The sequence below is a fragment of the Candidatus Formimonas warabiya genome (assembly GCF_002777255.1).
Lineage (GTDB): Bacteria > Bacillota > Dehalobacteriia > Dehalobacteriales > Dehalobacteriaceae > Formimonas > Formimonas warabiya.
This window is the reverse complement of the sequence record NZ_CP017634.1, coordinates 860,945-876,879: the sequence shown is the minus strand read 5'-3', so window position 1 is coordinate 876,879 and position 15,935 is coordinate 860,945. Positions and strand designations below refer to the sequence as shown.

17 protein-coding genes and 1 pseudogene are annotated in these 15,935 nt (G+C 51.9%); 1 reads left to right on the top strand and 17 read right to left on the bottom strand.

Features of this window, described 5'->3' with window-relative positions; translation table 11 throughout:
* Window positions 1–10: 10 nt before the first annotated feature.
* Window positions 11–658 (top strand): amino acid kinase family protein, encoded by a 648-nt coding sequence (locus DCMF_RS03990; RefSeq protein ID WP_214659076.1) that lies wholly within the window; start codon window positions 11–13, stop codon window positions 656–658.
* Here the strand turns inward: DCMF_RS03990 and DCMF_RS03985 are convergent.
* The 17 genes and pseudogenes from DCMF_RS03985 to DCMF_RS03910 all read right to left on the bottom strand — a co-directional run bounded on the left by DCMF_RS03985 (window position 603) and on the right by DCMF_RS03910 (window position 15,934).
* Window positions 603–1,379, bottom strand: coding sequence for a (5-formylfuran-3-yl)methyl phosphate synthase (locus DCMF_RS03985; RefSeq protein WP_214659075.1), 777 nt, complete (start codon window positions 1,377–1,379; stop codon window positions 603–605). The genes DCMF_RS03990 and DCMF_RS03985 overlap by 56 nt on opposite strands.
* Complete coding sequence (locus DCMF_RS03980) at window positions 1,376–2,311, bottom strand: triphosphoribosyl-dephospho-CoA synthase (RefSeq protein ID WP_148133225.1); 936 nt, start codon at window positions 2,309–2,311, stop codon at window positions 1,376–1,378. The genes DCMF_RS03985 and DCMF_RS03980 overlap by 4 nt, the downstream gene beginning before the upstream one ends.
* The gene (locus tag DCMF_RS03975; protein WP_148133224.1) at window positions 2,308–3,219 is read right to left on the bottom strand and encodes an ATP-grasp domain-containing protein; all 912 of its coding nucleotides are present in this window, start codon (window positions 3,217–3,219) and stop codon (window positions 2,308–2,310) included. The genes DCMF_RS03980 and DCMF_RS03975 overlap by 4 nt, the downstream gene beginning before the upstream one ends.
* A gap of 83 nt (window positions 3,220–3,302) precedes the next feature.
* The gene (gene mch, locus DCMF_RS03970; protein ID WP_148133223.1) at window positions 3,303–4,277 is read right to left on the bottom strand and encodes a methenyltetrahydromethanopterin cyclohydrolase; all 975 of its coding nucleotides are present in this window, start codon (window positions 4,275–4,277) and stop codon (window positions 3,303–3,305) included.
* Window positions 4,262–5,113, bottom strand: coding sequence for a formylmethanofuran dehydrogenase subunit C (locus tag DCMF_RS03965; protein WP_148133222.1), 852 nt, complete (start codon window positions 5,111–5,113; stop codon window positions 4,262–4,264). Before DCMF_RS03965 ends, mch begins: the two co-directional genes overlap by 16 nt.
* Window positions 5,110–6,051 (bottom strand): formylmethanofuran--tetrahydromethanopterin N-formyltransferase, encoded by a 942-nt coding sequence (gene fhcD / locus DCMF_RS03960; RefSeq protein ID WP_214659074.1) that lies wholly within the window; start codon window positions 6,049–6,051, stop codon window positions 5,110–5,112. Before fhcD ends, DCMF_RS03965 begins: the two co-directional genes overlap by 4 nt.
* Window positions 6,021–7,661, bottom strand: a complete 1,641-nt coding sequence (locus tag DCMF_RS03955; protein WP_148133221.1) for a formylmethanofuran dehydrogenase subunit A — start codon at window positions 7,659–7,661, stop codon at window positions 6,021–6,023. The genes fhcD and DCMF_RS03955 overlap by 31 nt, the downstream gene beginning before the upstream one ends.
* Window positions 7,645–8,589: pseudogene (locus tag DCMF_RS03950) on the bottom strand (formylmethanofuran dehydrogenase subunit B); the annotation flags it as partial. The gene DCMF_RS03955 and the pseudogene DCMF_RS03950, both read right to left, overlap by 17 nt.
* Before the next feature lie 12 nt (window positions 8,590–8,601).
* Window positions 8,602–8,943, bottom strand: coding sequence for a hypothetical protein (locus DCMF_RS29065; RefSeq protein WP_214659073.1), 342 nt, complete (start codon window positions 8,941–8,943; stop codon window positions 8,602–8,604).
* Window positions 8,924–9,319: a hypothetical protein gene (locus tag DCMF_RS03945; protein WP_148133220.1), complete on the bottom strand. Its 396-nt coding sequence runs from the start codon at window positions 9,317–9,319 to the stop codon at window positions 8,924–8,926. Before DCMF_RS03945 ends, DCMF_RS29065 begins: the two co-directional genes overlap by 20 nt.
* Before the next feature lie 31 nt (window positions 9,320–9,350).
* Complete coding sequence (locus DCMF_RS03940; RefSeq protein WP_214659072.1) at window positions 9,351–10,553, bottom strand: ATP-grasp domain-containing protein; 1,203 nt, start codon at window positions 10,551–10,553, stop codon at window positions 9,351–9,353.
* Window position 10,554: 1 nt separating this feature from the next.
* Window positions 10,555–11,421 (bottom strand): NAD(P)-dependent methylenetetrahydromethanopterin dehydrogenase, encoded by an 867-nt coding sequence (locus DCMF_RS03935; protein WP_214659071.1) that lies wholly within the window; start codon window positions 11,419–11,421, stop codon window positions 10,555–10,557.
* An 11-nt stretch (window positions 11,422–11,432) separates the two neighbouring features.
* Window positions 11,433–12,026 (bottom strand): DUF447 domain-containing protein, encoded by a 594-nt coding sequence (locus tag DCMF_RS03930; RefSeq protein ID WP_214659070.1) that lies wholly within the window; start codon window positions 12,024–12,026, stop codon window positions 11,433–11,435.
* Window positions 12,016–13,389 carry a DUF6513 domain-containing protein gene (locus DCMF_RS03925; protein WP_148133217.1) on the bottom strand — a complete coding sequence of 458 codons (1,374 nt, stop codon included), beginning with the start codon at window positions 13,387–13,389 and terminating at the stop codon, window positions 12,016–12,018. Before DCMF_RS03925 ends, DCMF_RS03930 begins: the two co-directional genes overlap by 11 nt.
* 66 nt (window positions 13,390–13,455) lie before the next feature.
* Window positions 13,456–14,004, bottom strand: coding sequence for a flavoprotein (locus tag DCMF_RS03920; protein ID WP_214659069.1), 549 nt, complete (start codon window positions 14,002–14,004; stop codon window positions 13,456–13,458).
* A 34-nt stretch (window positions 14,005–14,038) separates the two neighbouring features.
* A complete protein-coding gene (locus tag DCMF_RS03915) occupies window positions 14,039–15,007 on the bottom strand; it encodes a beta-ribofuranosylaminobenzene 5'-phosphate synthase family protein (protein WP_148133215.1) in 969 nt (322 codons plus the stop codon).
* 141 nt (window positions 15,008–15,148) lie between these two features.
* On the bottom strand, window positions 15,149–15,934 hold the full coding sequence (locus DCMF_RS03910) for an MIP/aquaporin family protein (RefSeq protein WP_148133214.1): 786 nt from the start codon (window positions 15,932–15,934) through the stop codon (window positions 15,149–15,151).
* Window position 15,935: the final 1 nt, after the last annotated feature.

The following is a 15,935-nucleotide window of genomic DNA, read 5'->3' as shown; positions in this document are numbered from 1 at the left end:
GATGGTCTTCGTGCTTACACCCCTTATGATCAAACTGGGCGGTAGCCTGATCCACCATGAGAACGGGGAAATCTTACGCCGTTTAGGGAGTAGCATCAGCCAGCTCTCCACGCAGGTTCCTTTCCTGATCGTACCGGGCGGAGGGCCCTTTGCCGATACGGTGCGCCGGTATGGCAAGCAGCTTCATCTCAGTGAAGAGACCTGCCACTTCATGGCTTTGACTGCCATGGACCAATATGCTTTCTTGGTGAAAGAGTTTATTCCGCCCAGCATCCTCACCGATCTGTCCAGCACCCCATCGCTAGCTGACCTTCCTATTACAAGGGAGCCTCAAATTCTTTTATGCGCCCGCTTTTTGAGCCAAATATCTTCAGATCGGCTTCCCAGATCTTGGGATGTTACCTCCGACTCTCTTGCCGCCTACCTGGCCGGACAGTTAAACCCATCCTTGCTGATCATTTTAAAAAGCACCGACATCGATCCCCGCCTGGCAGAACCGGATCTGGATCCTTTTATCCGGCACCTGCTGCCTTTAAAGATGCCTGTTTGGTTCTTGAACGGTTTATACCCGGACCGGTTAGCCCGGCTGATCCAAACCGGCACTACGCAAGGTGTTTATCTGCCTTCTCATGCTCTGTCTGCCCGCATAATTCCTTAAGTTCCCGGACACTTTGGCATGATACCGTGCCTCCCAAGCGGTCTCCCCCGCAAACTGCCGATCTCACCCCGATCAATTCCGGTTTTAGCCGGCTCAAAAGGGGGATGTGGGAAAATTTTAGGGCACCGGCCAGGCCGCAAAACAGCTCATGGGTATGACAACTCTCAATAAATTCCCCCAGTTCTGCTCCTGTAAAATAATCCAGCAAAGAGGAGCCATTCTTCTCCCAGGTATCAATGAGGCACCCTGCTGCTCCCCCTTCCTGGGAAAAAGCGGCAAAGTCGGCCAAATTCCAGCTCCCGGACCGGATGGTATCGGCAAAGGCTACAGAGACAATTTGACTGGTTTTTTGATGCGGGAGAGAGCCGATACTGCTCTTTATTTCTTTTAAGGTGCGCACCATCTCCTCAGAAGGCGTATGGGCAAGGAAGGCAATTTTCAGAAAATCCGGTTGAAAATAGGCGCCTCCTAAAGCAGCCAGGGCTGCCGCTCCCGGTTTTCCGGGAAACTCTCCTAAGGCAATGCTGAAGGGTTTATGTCCTTTTACTACGCCACACACTTCCTCAATCACTTTTGGGGCAGGAGCTCCTAAAGGGCCTTCCAAAGGATTTTTCAGATCAATAATATCGGCGCCTCCCGCCAAGGCTGCCCGGGCCTCCCGCCCGTTGACCACACTGATCAAAAGGCTGGGTTCAGAAGAAAATGGCCATCTTTCTTTCATCGCATCAACGCCTCCCCGTCTCCCCATTTTTTGACAAGCAGCAGGACAAAAATAATTGCCGCCATCAGGTCTGCTGTAGTCCCCGGGTTTAAACGGTGCCCATCCTTTCTCAGCCAGCGGTCGAATCTCAAGAGAAATTCCCGGCCCGTGATGGTGCGCCATCCTCCCCGCTTCCAGACCGCACCGGCGCGCTTTTGTACTTCCCCGCTCCACTCCGGCCCAAGCTTCCGGGTGATCAAGGAGTCCGGGTATTGGCTTAATAAAAAGAGGTGGGTCTGGGCAATGGCCTGGGGCAGAGAGAGATGCTCATCCAGAAAGCGCTGCAGGGCAGGGTAACCCACGTCCAGCACCTGATCAAAGTTGTTGCTATACTGCCGGGCAATGAGGTCCCGTTCCGCCGCCAGCTTCATGACCTCCAAAAGAGTAATTTCCGGAAACTGATCCTGAAGCACATCATATTCCCTGACCTCCCCCATTCCGGCAGGCGCCGCCAGCCGGATGGCCCGGTAAACATAATCCGTGTCTTCTCTGGTCAGGCCCTCTAATACCAGGCGAAGTTTTTGCTTCCATAATTCCAGTAAAGAAACTTGATCTGGCCGGTTAAAAGAAGGATCTTCCCTAAGCAGGCTCCAAGCCATTCCTAAGGGGGCCAGAAGGAGCACCATGCCCAGGTTGGTATTGGTATCTACATGCTTCCTTGTGGCGCTAATCGCCTGAAAAATTGTTTCTCCGACCCCTTGCCGGCCCATAAATCCAAAGGGACGCCCCAGTGCCAAGGCACTCAAATGGAAGTCCTCCAAAGAGCAATCCGAGAAGTCGTGGTAACGGTTCACATTCCCCACCTTGGGCGCATCTGCTTCCAAAATACAAGCAGCCTGGACAGCCCAGGCAAGGTCCCAATGAAAGCCATCCTTTAGCACTTCTTTGTTCATATCGTCTTGATCTCCCTTAGGACATATTTTGCCAAAACATCGGCCAGATTTACTTCTGTCACGGACTGCAGCCCTGCCCAACCTGGAATCCCATTGGCCTCAATAATATAAGGCATGCCACCGCTGACCAGGATGTCTACGCCTACATAATCTGCGTGTAAGATTTTCGCCGTTCGGATCGCCAGCTGGGCGATCGCCGGCTCAGGACGATATTTTTCCGCGGTGGATCCACAGGCAATATTGGTCTTCCAGTTCAGGCCCCGGCGGCGCATGGCACTTACTACCTGGTCTCCTACCACGAAGAGACGGAAATCTTCATTGCCACTGGGCAAGAATTCCTGCACATAATAGATGTATCGGCCCAGTTCCAGGGCACGAAAAACCCGATGGGCAATATCCAGGTCGTCGATGCAGATCATCCCTTTCCCTAAGGATCCGAAAACCGGCTTTACCACCACTGTCCCCAGCTTTCTCACCGCTTCCATGGCTTCATCAAAACGTTCGGTCACCACCGTTCTGGGCACGGGTAAACCGGCTTCCGCCAGCAAGGCAGAGGTATAGAATTTATCTACTGTTTTTTCGATTAACCCGGCACTGTTGATCACCTTTAAGCCTAAATTCTCTAAACGATGCAAAACATTGACCCGATAGATCACCTGTTCCAGGGAACCGCCGGGCAGAGAGCGTACCACCAGGGCATCCAGATCTCCCATTGTTTCGCTGGAACCATCCCGCTCGCATCGTACCGTCCGTGGTTCCGGCAGATAAGAAGTCATCCTTTTGGGATCAACTAAGATAACCTCTGCGCCTAATCCCTGTAAAGAAATTGCTAATGCCTGGACATGGGACCCTTTCGCTGTGCCCAGAATACCGATCCTCGGCTTTTTCTTCATCTCTGTTGCGCTCATAGATCCATTTCTCTCCTTGCTGTCGGTCAGGTGTGCGGAATTACGCACCTGACTCCTGAGTAGTAAAGACGAAATAGCTTTCCTTAAGATCCCAGCTGAAAGGATTTACGTAATAAATCGGGGCGGATCTCTCCAGCATGGAAAGAGCAGCCGCTTTTCTCATTGCTGAGCCATACTTCTGCCGGACTGAAAAGAAGGGGATCAATGTCATAAAAATTTCCCACCCGGTCAAATAGTTCGCGAAAAGGCAGTCCATAATCCCGGGAACTGGCAGAAGGCACTTTCCCCACCAGTGCTTTCAGGCAGGCATCTTCATCCTGCACCTGATATTGGACGGTGGCTCCATAAAGAATGGCATCATTTGTCCGCCCTATCGCACTCAGGTCATCCGCCGCCACCGGAGCCAGGGGAGAAATGCCCCAGCCTCTTTCCACCAGACCCAGATCATAACCCAGCTCCATCATTTTATGCAGCCCGGTCTCTACCGAACGCGCGGCAATCTGTACTGAACCCACGATAGAAGCTGTCGGTGCCACCAGGATATAAAGGTTTTCTGCCTGACAGCCACACTTTTCCAGGATCAGATTTACCGCTCCCTCCGGAGGAAGCTTACGGCTTTCCAGGCAAAGTACGGCCACCTGGGCAGAATCCCGGTATCCTAACTTGCCAAACAGCTCTTCCGAATGAACCACGGCCCGGGCAGGTCCCGAGCCCATAGCAGAAAATTTGTCCCTTTTAATAAACCATCCGGCATATTGGGAAGCCATGCACGCTCGAACCGGATGGTCCGTGATCACCTCTAGGGCCGGCCAGCGTAATCCCCTGAAATCAGCCCAATGCAGCTTGACCTTGGCCAAACCGCCCAGGCAAATCTTGGCAAAGATCAACCCGGTTTCCCATCCTCCCGGGACACTGACCCCGCAATCAATGATGGTAACCCCGGATATCTTGCTTACCTCTACCTTGAACTGTTCACGATGGGCGATCAGCTGATTGACAAAGGGAAGTGCACGCAAATTAGGGCTGAGCGCCGGCATATCGTTCAATTGGATTGGCATATCAGAATTTCCCCCCTTCCTCCTTCCTGGGCATCCCCGCTAAAACGTTTAAAAAAACCGTCTGGACAGCAATTGGTGGCAAGAAACCCTTTTCGCTCCAGTTCTTGACGGAGCAATCCCCAGAAGACAGGCCGGTACAGGCAGTTATAATAAAATGAGGGGAGGAGGTCCATGGTTTTAAAAAGAATAATTGTCCCCCTGCGCATGTTTGCCCCAATCCAGCTTCCCCCACGACCGGCCAGGATAATGGTCCCCGCCAACATTTTAAAACCTAAAAAATCACCACAGTCTCCGCCCACTGCCATCAGACCCCGCCGCATCCGGGAGCCGGCCATTTGACCTACATCTCCCTTGATCAAAATGGTTCCCCCGGTCATGCCTTGCACTTTTCCCCGATAGGCCGCGCCGGTAAAATGCCCGGTGGAACCTTCTACGATAATGTTTCCGCCTTTCATATGGGCACCCAGCCAATCACCGGCGTTTCCCCTGATCAAGAGAGAGCCTCCTTCCATCCCAGCGCCTGCGTGGAAACCTACTGGTCCGTGAATTTCCATTTCTCCCGCCCGCATGCCCTGGCCTAATCGTTTAAACCGGGATAAGTCCCCCCGCATCACAATCCTGGCTAGGCTTTCCTGATCCGGATGCTCTTCCCCCTCTAATTCGGCCATGTCCACTTCAAAATAGTCGGTCAGCCTGGTTTCCCGGTTACCGCTCCACAGGGGCAGCCGGTAGATTTGGTCCAGGCTTTTTCCGCTTAAATTTTCCGGTGTAATGCTTTCCGCTTCCACGGGTAAGGATGGCTGTTCCTTCAGTCTCAATGTGATTTGCCTTTTCATGATTCCTTCCCTCCCAATATCTCCTGGAGATGAAAATGATATTTGCCCAGCCGTCCCCCGTAGTTGCCGGCGGTAATGCGGTGCACCCCTGCAACTTTCACCGCTTCCCGGATACCTGCTTCCATCGCTTGATGCACCAAGCGGTCGGTTAAACCGTCAATCACAATCTCCAAAACAGCATTGGTATGCTCTGCTAAAGCGCTGTTTTCCACTCTGCCCCGAATGGTGGGGCAGTAAGCCGTATTGGTGGACGCGGAAAGAAATTTATACTTGGCCCCTACTTTACTGCCACTGCGCACCACGCCTCCGGGAAAGGGAAGAATGATGCCGCGCATTTCCTTCATCTTCCCCACTGCCGCTTCAGAGGCCTGAAGAGCAGCATCCACACTTTCGGCCAGGATCAAAAAGTTTCCTCCCCCCACTGCTTTTGCCATGGTGAACTCTTCCTGAATCAGAAACTCTCCTTCCATGACGGGAATACGCCAGTAACGTTGATCCCCAATGATCTTGCTGGCCTGAAATCCATCGCCGAAAAAGCGCAGCTTGCCGCCAATGTTAAATTTACTGAACCCCTGATAGCCGGAAGAAAACTCCGGTAAGCCCCCATCATAACAGGCAGAAGTCGGTGACGTCATAATCGCCTGACCCACCCGTTTGATCAGATTGGTCTCCAGATCCTCCTTGGATGAGGCAAAGAAAAGGCAATCCACCCCGGCTCTTCCATCGGGGGTAAAGGGTGTAGGCCCTTCCATGCCTGCTTCCACGCCACAGCCGATCACCGAAGTGGCAAAACCGGTGGCGGCAATAGCCGCATGTTGGGCCCATGTTTCGTTGACAGCGGTAATGGTGAGGCGGGCGGCGCGCATGGTAAAGGCTTCCGCAAAGGTATCTTCTATTTCTACACCGTTTAAATGCATGGTATCACCTCCGGACGGCACAGATATTCCTCCTGGACGGGAAAATTGGATAAGGCAATGGAATAATAATTGGCAAAATCCAGGGCCAGATCGGAACCTAAAGCTTTGGCCCCATCGGGCTCCACCAGCAATCTCCGGCCGGGGAAACTCTGTACGGCTTCTCCGTTTCGCACCACCACCTTGCCCTCCTTCAACACATAGGCGGGCTGCGCAAACATTTTCTCTTGATCCTGCTGCACCCGGTAAATGGCCACATCTGCCTCGGCCCCGGCGCCCAGATGTCCTTTTTGAGGCAGGCCTAGAGCCTTAGCGGCAGCACTCCGGGTGACAATGGCGATTTCTTCCAGAGAATACTCCCGGTCCAGCTCTTTCAGGTGGGTATATTGGGCCACCTTCGGGTGTAAGGTCTGGAACATAGCGTTGCGGTAATCCGCATCCATCAGCAAACGAATAATATGGGGATAAGAGGTAAAAGGCCCTGCGTTGGGATGATCTGTCGTTAAAATAATCTGCCAGGGATTTTTCACTAAAAGAAGCAACTCCAAACCGATGCACCATTGAATGGCATTGATCAGCACGGAAGGACGGTACATCATAGGCACAATTCCCGACCCTGTTTCCATTTCAATATCCGCATTGATCCATTTATGCCCGGTCATTTGATGAAGCCGGAATTGCATGGGAGAATCCGCCGTCATGGTCGTGGCCGGTCCGAAGACGATTTGCCCCACATCACAGGTGAATTCCGGATGCTCGTTGAGATACTCGGCAATGCGCCGGGCCGCGGAACGGATACCTCCCTTTTTCGTCAACCCGTAAGAATGAAATTGCAGGTGGGTAAAATGGACCCGGTATCCCTCCAGGGCTCTCATCGTTTCCAAGGTGGTTCGATAATTGCCCGCCTCTCCTAAATGGTTGGCATGCAGATGCAGGGCATGGGGAAGCTTTAAATCTCGTACCACTTCTGCCAAATTCAAGAGCATCTTTCTGGGCGTAACTCCGAAAGGAGGAATGGCCGTATCCAAGTCTACAGCCCCCTGACTCCACTTCCAGCTTTCCACGCCGCCCGGATTCACCACTTTCACGGCATAGCCTTTACTGCTGGTTAAGAGCCAGGTCACCAGGTCACGCAGGCGTTCTTTACAGGCGCAGGGGTCCGGATCGCTTAACACCTTCATGATCATGTGGTTGTTTCCCATCAGGGTATAGATCCCGGCATCCAGCAAAGGGGTATCCGTCAATTCCTCATGGGCATGCCGGGCCTCCAAGGCCGGTACAGCTGCTTCAAAGGCGGTGGTATAGCCTAATTGGGCATATAAATATCCCGTTAGGAAGGTACTGGGCACGGTGTATCCTGTCCCTGACCGGGTTTCCTTTGTGCTCAGTTTAAAATGGTCATAATGGTCTTCCGGGCACATGCTGCGGGCGCTATTAACCTTAGCTCCGGCAATATGGCTGTGAATTTCTATGCCCCCGGGCATCACCACACAGCCTGCGGCATCAATGATTTCATCGACTGCACCGGATAAAGGGGGTTCCATAATTCTCCCCTTTTCCATAAAAATATCTTTTACTTCTCCTCTTACCCCATGGATGGGATCATAAACCTGCCCGTTAACAATTTTTAGCATGGCGCACTCTCTCCTTTATGGCACGCAAAACTGTAAGGTCCGACGGATAAGGGAAATCTACCAGCTTTTTCAGACGTAAAGGTACGTTGTCCATACGGTAAAAAGTTCCCTCCGCACCCACGCCTGCCGGAGCAACCGGAATCACCACCGTGGCCCAGGGCGTGGTTAAGTTCTCATGGGGCTCCAGCACAATGGTAGGAATGCTTTGCAGGTACCGGACCGCCGGCTGGGGTAAATGAGCCCCAGGATCCGTGGCAATGATCAAGGCGGCATCCACGTCCTTGCGCATCAGCATATCCACTACGCTGAACTCCCCTGGATTAAAGCGGGGATAGCCCCGGCTATAGTTTACGGCTAGGGGGTACCCTGAATGCCAGACTAAAACCTGATTGCTCCCATTGACGTTCCCATGTCCCCGCATGGCAATGGCATAAAAACGGGTATATTGATTTAACTCGTTTACTAAAGTGTTGATTTCTTCAATATTGATGTCTTTGCCCCGGCTCTGGGTAGCACCGATGCCAAACATGAGCACGCCGTAATGGCTTTGCTTCATCATGCGGGCTAATTCCTGCCATTGAGACAGGGGGACACCCCCGATGAGACTGGTTTCGGTAATGCCTTCCAAGCGTATGTTTTTCACTAAGCAACGCAGCACATGGGCAATTTCAAAGGTTTCTCCCGGAGCGACCTGAATAAACAGATCCGCAGCCTTTGAAGTAGGGGTGGGTCTGATATCGATGACAACCACCTTTCGTCCTTTCCGCCCTTCCGCGGTATAGAGCCCCTTGGACATGGCGGTATAGCGGCTTAAATGGCGCATATGAGATTCCATGGGGTTCGCGCCCCAATAAATGAGAAGGTCCGCCCTGTTTTTCACTTCTCCTAATGTACATGAAGCCAGCCCAACTTGCTGGCGGGCGAGAACGCCCGGTCCGTGTCAGTAGGAAGAAGGATTATCAACCGTACCCTTGACTAATTCCGTCAAGGCCACGGCTTCGCCGATGGCCTCCGTCGTGGTGCTGCTTAAACCATAAACCAGAGGAGACTGGGCCTCAACGAGGATATCAGCCGCCGCATTGAGGGCTTCTTCTAAAGAGGCTTCCTGCCCTTTCACCCGGAGCGAAGCCAAATGGGATTGGGCATGCATCAGTTTATTCCGGCCAATGGTGCACACATGTCCCACTTTCCGGATCACATTGTTTTCCACCTCTACCTGAAGGTCATCGCAAAGGCAGCCGCAAAAAGCACAAACCACGTCTTCATGTAGGGTCACAGCCATCTTTTATTCCCTCCTTCCCCTTTGCTCCCTCCATATGGGAGTAATCTGCCCGAATCAGCACCGGGATCCCTTTAAAATCCGGGACGCCGGTCCCATAAGTCTCTGCACCGATCAACCGGTTTGCCACAGGTCCTAAGGGAAGAAAGAAAAGCCCCCTGGGACCTTCCGCGGAACGGCATACCACCGGAACTTCTCCCGCGGCACTTTTTAGGATCGCCCGCCGGTCCGAAGCCAACTTCAGGAAGGCAAAATCCTCCGGATTCAGGGACAGGGAGGAAATTTCCTCTTCATACTCCGCGGAAAGTTTTCCTTTTTCCATGGCGGCCCCTTGGCGACCCGTGCGTACTGTAATCAATAATCCAGTGATACTTCCCATAGGCTTCCCCCTTTGTTAAATGACTTTTTCCCTAGTGCTCCCGAAAAAAATGATCCACCCAGCGGGATTTTTCCTTCAGCCTGCTCAGGCAATCCTGATCACTGGCACCCCCAGCCAATACGGTACAAATAGGCTGCCCTTTCTTGATTTTCGTTCCTGCCCGGGGGATATCGCGCATACCCTGTGCATAAAGAAAGCGCAGGTCTTGTTCTTTATGCGCCTTGATCACCAGGGCAGGATCCGCATAGACAATGCTCTTTCCCCAAAAAACAGGTGCTTTTTCTCTGCCTCTCCCCCACAAAGGAAACAAGTCCGGAAAGATTTTTTTCATTTCCCGTCCCGCACAGGCGGCTAAATGGGCGGCAAAGAGGCGTTTCCCCGAATAGCTTTCGATCAATTCCACGGAGGCCGACCAGCGTGGGTTGAGCTCCAGAATCCAGATGCCGTCCCGGTTGACGATAAAGTCCAGGGTATTGATCCCTAGTAACTTAAAGTCACCGGTGAGATGTACGATGATCTTGATCAGTTCCTCCGCAAAGGCCTTTTCCTCTAAGATGCCGCTGAGATCCAAAGGAACAACATTTCCTTGATAAAGAAAGGGTCTAGCTACTCCCCTTCTGCTGATGAGCTGACGGCTCGTACCCAATAAAAGGGCTTCCCGGCCGTTGGCGAGAAAAGTAGCGGAAGCAGGAATTCCCTCCACATATTCTTCGATAATATACTGGGCCGGATCAGGCAAGCGGGAAATCAGCTTCCCCACATCCTCTTTTGCCTCAGGCAATTCCACGATGCCATGTCCTCCTCCCCGGTGGAGCGGTTTCAGGAGCCATTTCTCCCCGCCTTCACCTGATTTCCCCTGGACCGGTGCAGAGAACCTGGGCATATGAGAACCGATTTGCTTTAAACTAGCCGATAATCTCCAGGGATTACGTACCCCGGTCAAAACAGACGCGCCATTACCCCGAAGAAGACCCCGGTTTTCCCAATAGATTAATTCCTTAGGCGTATTTTCCGGGCCGGAAGTATAGGCCAGGCCCTGACAGGGCGTGGCCCGGGCCATTTTCCATAAGTTTTTCAGGGAAGGTGTCAAACCACCATCCTGAACCAGGCTAAGGATTTTTCCCTGCCATCCGGCATCCACATCGCCAAAGAAATCGATGCCTATTACTTGATACCCTGATGCGGCAGCCGATTCCATCAGAGCTCTTACACTTGCTCCGACAAGAAGAATCATCTTATTCCTCCATGTTCCGAGCCAATTCATAGATGGATGAGAAATCCAACACCTGATGGTTGCTTTGGAATAAAGCCTGCACGGCGGCACGGTGTACTTTCATCTTGAAATTGCCGATGGCGATGGCACCGTAGAAAATCTTGCCTTCCCGTTCCTTGCCGTTATCCGTTACTTTCATCCCTTCCACCCCTAAAGGGTTGACGGCATTGATGTCGGCAATGATTTCCAGGGCAGGCGCGGTTGACCAAGTCTTTTGGTCCAGCACCCGGACACCCGGGGCACCGCAGCAAGCGGCAATGTGGATGCCCTGGCTGAGCGCTTGGGAAACATCTTCCTGGGTAGCAATTTCAACGGGAGTGACAGGAATGCCATGATGCTCCAGGATATGTTCACTCACCTCCTGGGCGCGGGAAAGCTGCCGTGAAGAAAGAAGTACTTCACATCCCTCCCGGGCCAGGAGGATGGCCCCCCGGATGCCTACCGGACCGGTTCCGGCCAGGACTAAAGCCTTCTTGTCTTTTAAGTCCCTGCCCTGGGTTATTTTCCTGACAAGAGCTGCCGCAGTGGTATTGGATCCATTGGCATCGAACATCACCGATACCCGAACATCACCGAAGAAAGTATCGAGTACTTTTTTCATCAGCCGCTCTGCCGCAGGCACATGGGTGCCGCCGATAAAAATTGCGCTATGGCGCAATCCCTCTCCTCCCCGGGTAAACATGGCGCCATAAACCAAGTTTGGCACTTCTTCCACCTGGACGCCCCCATAAGCAATCACCTGGTCAACGCCTGCATCATAAGCTGTAATTTGATCGAAAACGCTTGCTTTTGCATCTGATTCCAAATGAATAAGAATTTTTTTCATCATCACTCCTCCTTTTACTTCGCATCCCCCATGTCGATCCCGTTCTGGGCAAAAAAGTCGCACACCCGGCTGAAAGCTTCCTGTTCCCTGGATCCTCCGGTCCTCTCCACCGTTTCCCTCCACTGGGCCCAAGATTCCTCAATCTTGCTGCGTGTCATCCATCTCCAGCGGGTAGCTGCAATGGCTGCTTCCAAAACCGCCCCTTGGGCTCTGCATAATCCGGAAAAACCGGCTAATTCCTCATAATACTTAATCTTGCCGAGCACTTTTGCCGGTTCTACAGAAGCATGGAAATCCGTCACGGAGAATTCCCAAATCGTCTTAGCCCCGGCCATTCTGGGCGGATGAACCAGACGGGAGGGAGCGGTTGGTAAGGAGGTGGAAAAAAGAGCTGTTTCCACAAAAGCCATCACGTCATTTGTCAGATTAATTACTCCCTCTAAGGTTGTTTGAAGATTGTCAAAGGTGTGGGATCCGGAATAAAGGTAAAGACAAATCTCTTTAACTTTGGAGAGATTGATGGCATGATCCGGAATATGCACCCCCATGGGAGCAAAATTGACCTCACCCTTTTTATTGATGGAAGAAAGGATGGTTTCAATAATCATCAAGACTGCCTCTTTTCTTGGTTTCATCCTGATTCAGATAGCCCCAGCGCAGGGGATCATCTTGCACATACCTTTTTCCTAAGCCGAGGGCAATCTCCGCCTTGCCCAGTTCCTGCCCCAGATAAAAAGCATGCTTGGGATTTTCGATCTCCAGCTGGGAAAACAATTCTTGGGCGGAAGATCCCCGTAAAAAACAGTGGGCATTAAAAAGATAAATCTGATCATCGACAAAAATGCGAAAATTTTTATCCCGGACCACCTTTTGCATCTCCAAAAGGTCGGGCTCCCCAAAGGAATTTCCTGCCGGATCTTTGATGGTTAACAAACTATCATCCAAATGTTTCGGCACCCTTTCTTCTGTGATCGCCCGGTGCATTAACCGGCGGGCCAGACTGATTTCCCGGACACTCCCCCGGGCCCGGTGGCTCACTTCCGTCGTGAGAAGATAATGAATCTGAAGTTCTCCCGCGATTCCCACCATCAAAGCGTTGATTCCGGTACTATCGGCGTCAACCAGCTCGGTCACGTTTCCTAAGCCCATGAGCATCTCACAGTCCGGGTGGTCCCGTCTGACCCGGATATAACGTTCGATTCCTTGGGCTAAGCCCAAGGTCAAGGGAGGTAAAATAGGGTCCACCAGGTAAGGAACATGCCAGTGTTCCAGTTTCTCCATGTTGTGATACAAAGAAGCCAGATCAACCCCATCATCCGGTATTACAACCGCAGGACAGGACAATACTTTTGCGATGTCAATATTTTGGGAAGTTAAGCTCAGGACCAGGTCAACACCGGCTGCACTGGCCGCAAGAATATCTTCTTTTTGATGGCTGTCGATGCTTACTTGCAGTCCTTCCCCTTTTAATGCCTTAATCACCTTGGCCAAATCAGGAAAGGGCTGATGGATATCACCGCCCAAATCGATGATGTCGGCGCCGCTATTCCGGTAGTAAAAGGCTTTCTCCAGGATCTGCTTCAAACTCATCCGGGGTGCGTCCACGATCTCCGCCAGGATCCGGATGGGGGAACGCGTCGGGAGGGAAACAGCCTCTTGGCTTCCCCTTGGCCCGGACTGGAAAAAAGCGGGTAAATCGGTCAAGTCCTTGGGCCCTTTCAGTACTTTACAGCCTGTGGCCTCTTGAATCCGCTCCAGCGGCCCGGTACATAAGCCCGGGATCACAATAATCTCCTCCCCGCTGAGGGACCCGGCGCCAAGCAGTTCCCGGGCAATAAAATCCGTGGACATCAAAGCTGCTACCGTACACTTGAGCGGCATGACCTCCAGGCTTATTTCTTTGATTTTGGCTGCCGTTTTTGCTAAGGCGCCCTGGGCAATGAGACCGGTGATGAGGATGTATTTGGACAATTTAAACCAGCCTTCTTTCCTGAAATCCCTCCGGAGCCTGCGGAAGGAAGATAAATATCCTCTTGCTTACCAGCGGGATCGGTGTTTGATCGCATCACCCAATTGGGCCGGATCGCCAACGATGCGCACACCAGACCACCCGGCCAAACGGGCCAAATTTTCCCGGTCGATCTGCCGCACATGAATGAAAACTTCTTCTCCCTGAGGGGTAAGAGAGGTCAATTCATTTGCCCCATCACAAGGAAGTAGGATCGTGGGAATCTGACATTTGCCGGCATGGGCAAATAAATTGGTGATCAGATTATCCGCAATGCCGTGGGCCATTTTGGCGATGGTATTGGCGGTCACCGGCGCAATCACCACCAGGTCATATCTCCCGGTATAGAGCCTGGTAACAGGCCTGCTACTGGCATGGTCATCAAAAAACAGCTGATGTTTTGTTCCTTTTAATCTGCCGAAAAGCCTGTACGCGGCAAGTACTTCTTGAGCCGCCCGGGAAAGGAAGATGTCTGCCTGCTCCAAAGTGCACACCAACTCTACACAAGAAGCTAAATCGTGTCCCGCCCCGGTCATCCCCCAGGCGATGCGTGACGGAACCTCCCCTTGATCTGTCATTTGATTACTCCTTGGTTTTTTTGTGCTTTTTTGTTTATTTCCAACCCCATTTTGCCCCATGATTAACTCCTTTGGCTGTCCATACCCGACCACGTCCCCCTAAAAAGCACCGGGTCCGGTCCAGCAAATCGGCTTGTTTTTCTTGGTGGGTAAACCCGTAAATTGTGGGACCCCAGGAGCTTTGCCCTACTCCGGCCGCCCCTTGGGACAATAAATAATCCGCCAGTTGAGACCCCAGGGTACTGGCATACTGCCCTCCCTGCACCGGGGCAAAGTAATTCCCCACCAGTTTTTGAATTTCTGTAACGGCCTGCCCAAAAGAGGCCAAGTCCTTTTCGATTAAACCGGGTAATAGTTTCATCAGAATCAGACGGGTAATACTCCCGGAAACCTGTTCATCCATAGGAGGCAAAGCATTAAATGTGGCTTCCTCTTTCTGCCCATACATTTTCTCTTCCTGATCAGGTAAGACCAGAATCATCACCCATTCGTCCGGAAAGGGAATCCGAAAAAGGAGCGGAGGAACTTTGAAATCATCCCTCGCTTGATGGATTGGTTTACCCCCGTCTACCAAAAAACCACCCTGTTCAAAAGCGGCCACGCCAATTCCCGAGCGGCTGCTCTCACGGTCCGTAATACTGGCCAGTTCCGCTAAAGATGGCTCTAATGCGTAAACGCGAGTAATTGCAAGCCCCAATGCTAAAGAAAGCTGGGTTCCTGAACCCAACCCGCTATGACTGGGTAAAGATTGAAGCAAATTGATTTTGACACCGGGAAGCTGATAATACTCCAGGTATTTTCTAACGATACTGACGAGTCTCTTTTTCTCGCTGTCCGGGCTGATAATTTCAAGATGATGATTTCTTTCCGCCATAATCTCCAATTGGGGTTGATCAATAGCTAAACCCAGTCCGCCATACAGGCGGCCTAATGAGCCATTGAGATCCAGTTGACCCAGATGAAGACGGGTTCCCGTTTTTACCCAAAACTGATCCAATCTCATCACCTCTCTCCTACGGATCTTTATATTTCGAAAAGCAGATTTTTGAAGGGAGCAGGCTCCCCCAAAAGAACCTGCCCCTCTATTAAATGCGTAGCTTTGACCATAGCGATAGGGAGAAAGTAATTACCGAATCTCATCAACTTAACCGACTGAATTGGATGTTGATTTCGCTTGGGTGGAAACTAACTCTTCTTTTACAACGGCATCGTAGACGAAAACAGCTGCCACCGCTCCGATAATCGGTGCTACGAGATAAATCCAATATACCGGCCAGCCATTAGGTCCGCCGGCCAGGCTATCCACCAGCACAGGCCCAAAAGTACGGGCAGGATTGATTCCTTGACCGGAAATATTGCCCATGGTAATGATCACGCCAGCCACAATCAACCCGATGATCAAACCTGCCCAACCTTGCGGGGCTCTGTTGTCAACAGCAATTCCCATAATCGTTAACATGAGAATAAAGGTGCCTACTAATTCTGCAATAAACACGCCGGTCAGGCTGATTCCGGGAAAAGGACCCGGCGCACCTAAACCGCCCACTGTTGCCCCTGCACTCCCCAGCATCGCTAATAAGGTAGCCGATCCCAGCACCGCACCGATGAACTGGGCCAAGAGATAAGGGATCACTTCTTTGGTGGGAAAACGCTTGCCCGCCCAAAGGGCGATGGTTACCGCAGGATTCAGATGGGCTCCGGAAACAGGTCCAAAAATATAAATCGCCGCAGCAATAACAATTGCGAAAGCCAATCCGATGCCCAACCAGTCGCCTAATCCCCCTAAAGCACCAATGCCAATATTAAAACCCGAGGCCTTATCCTCTCCCTGGGCCAGCATCAGAGTGACTGCCGCCGCGCCCGGCCCCACCAATACCAGCATCCAGGTTCCAATTAACTCTGCGAAAAACTTCTTTGATAGCGAAGGCATT

What these genes read in the sequence shown, in the direction of transcription:
- DCMF_RS29065 (WP_214659073.1), bottom strand. Translation starts at nt 8,943, where the DNA reads ATGGCTGTGACCCTACATGAAGACGTGGTTTGTGCTTTTTGCGGCTGC.
- DCMF_RS03935 (WP_214659071.1), bottom strand. Translation starts at nt 11,421, where the DNA reads ATGATGAAAAAAATTCTTATTCATTTGGAATCAGATGCAAAAGCAAGC.
- DCMF_RS03985 (WP_214659075.1), bottom strand. Translation starts at nt 1,379, where the DNA reads ATGAAAGAAAGATGGCCATTTTCTTCTGAACCCAGCCTTTTGATCAGT.
- DCMF_RS03930 (WP_214659070.1), bottom strand. Translation starts at nt 12,026, where the DNA reads ATGATTATTGAAACCATCCTTTCTTCCATCAATAAAAAGGGTGAGGTC.
- DCMF_RS03915 (WP_148133215.1), bottom strand. Translation starts at nt 15,007, where the DNA reads ATGAGATTGGATCAGTTTTGGGTAAAAACGGGAACCCGTCTTCATCTG.
- DCMF_RS03955 (WP_148133221.1), bottom strand. Translation starts at nt 7,661, where the DNA reads ATGCTAAAAATTGTTAACGGGCAGGTTTATGATCCCATCCATGGGGTA.
- DCMF_RS03920 (WP_214659069.1), bottom strand. Translation starts at nt 14,004, where the DNA reads ATGACAGATCAAGGGGAGGTTCCGTCACGCATCGCCTGGGGGATGACC.
- mch (WP_148133223.1), bottom strand. Translation starts at nt 4,277, where the DNA reads ATGCCAATCCAATTGAACGATATGCCGGCGCTCAGCCCTAATTTGCGT.
- DCMF_RS03975 (WP_148133224.1), bottom strand. Translation starts at nt 3,219, where the DNA reads ATGAGCGCAACAGAGATGAAGAAAAAGCCGAGGATCGGTATTCTGGGC.
- DCMF_RS03910 (WP_148133214.1), bottom strand. Translation starts at nt 15,934, where the DNA reads ATGCCTTCGCTATCAAAGAAGTTTTTCGCAGAGTTAATTGGAACCTGG.
- DCMF_RS03980 (WP_148133225.1), bottom strand. Translation starts at nt 2,311, where the DNA reads ATGAACAAAGAAGTGCTAAAGGATGGCTTTCATTGGGACCTTGCCTGG.
- DCMF_RS03940 (WP_214659072.1), bottom strand. Translation starts at nt 10,553, where the DNA reads ATGATTCTTCTTGTCGGAGCAAGTGTAAGAGCTCTGATGGAATCGGCT.
- DCMF_RS03945 (WP_148133220.1), bottom strand. Translation starts at nt 9,319, where the DNA reads ATGGGAAGTATCACTGGATTATTGATTACAGTACGCACGGGTCGCCAA.
- DCMF_RS03965 (WP_148133222.1), bottom strand. Translation starts at nt 5,113, where the DNA reads ATGAAAAGGCAAATCACATTGAGACTGAAGGAACAGCCATCCTTACCC.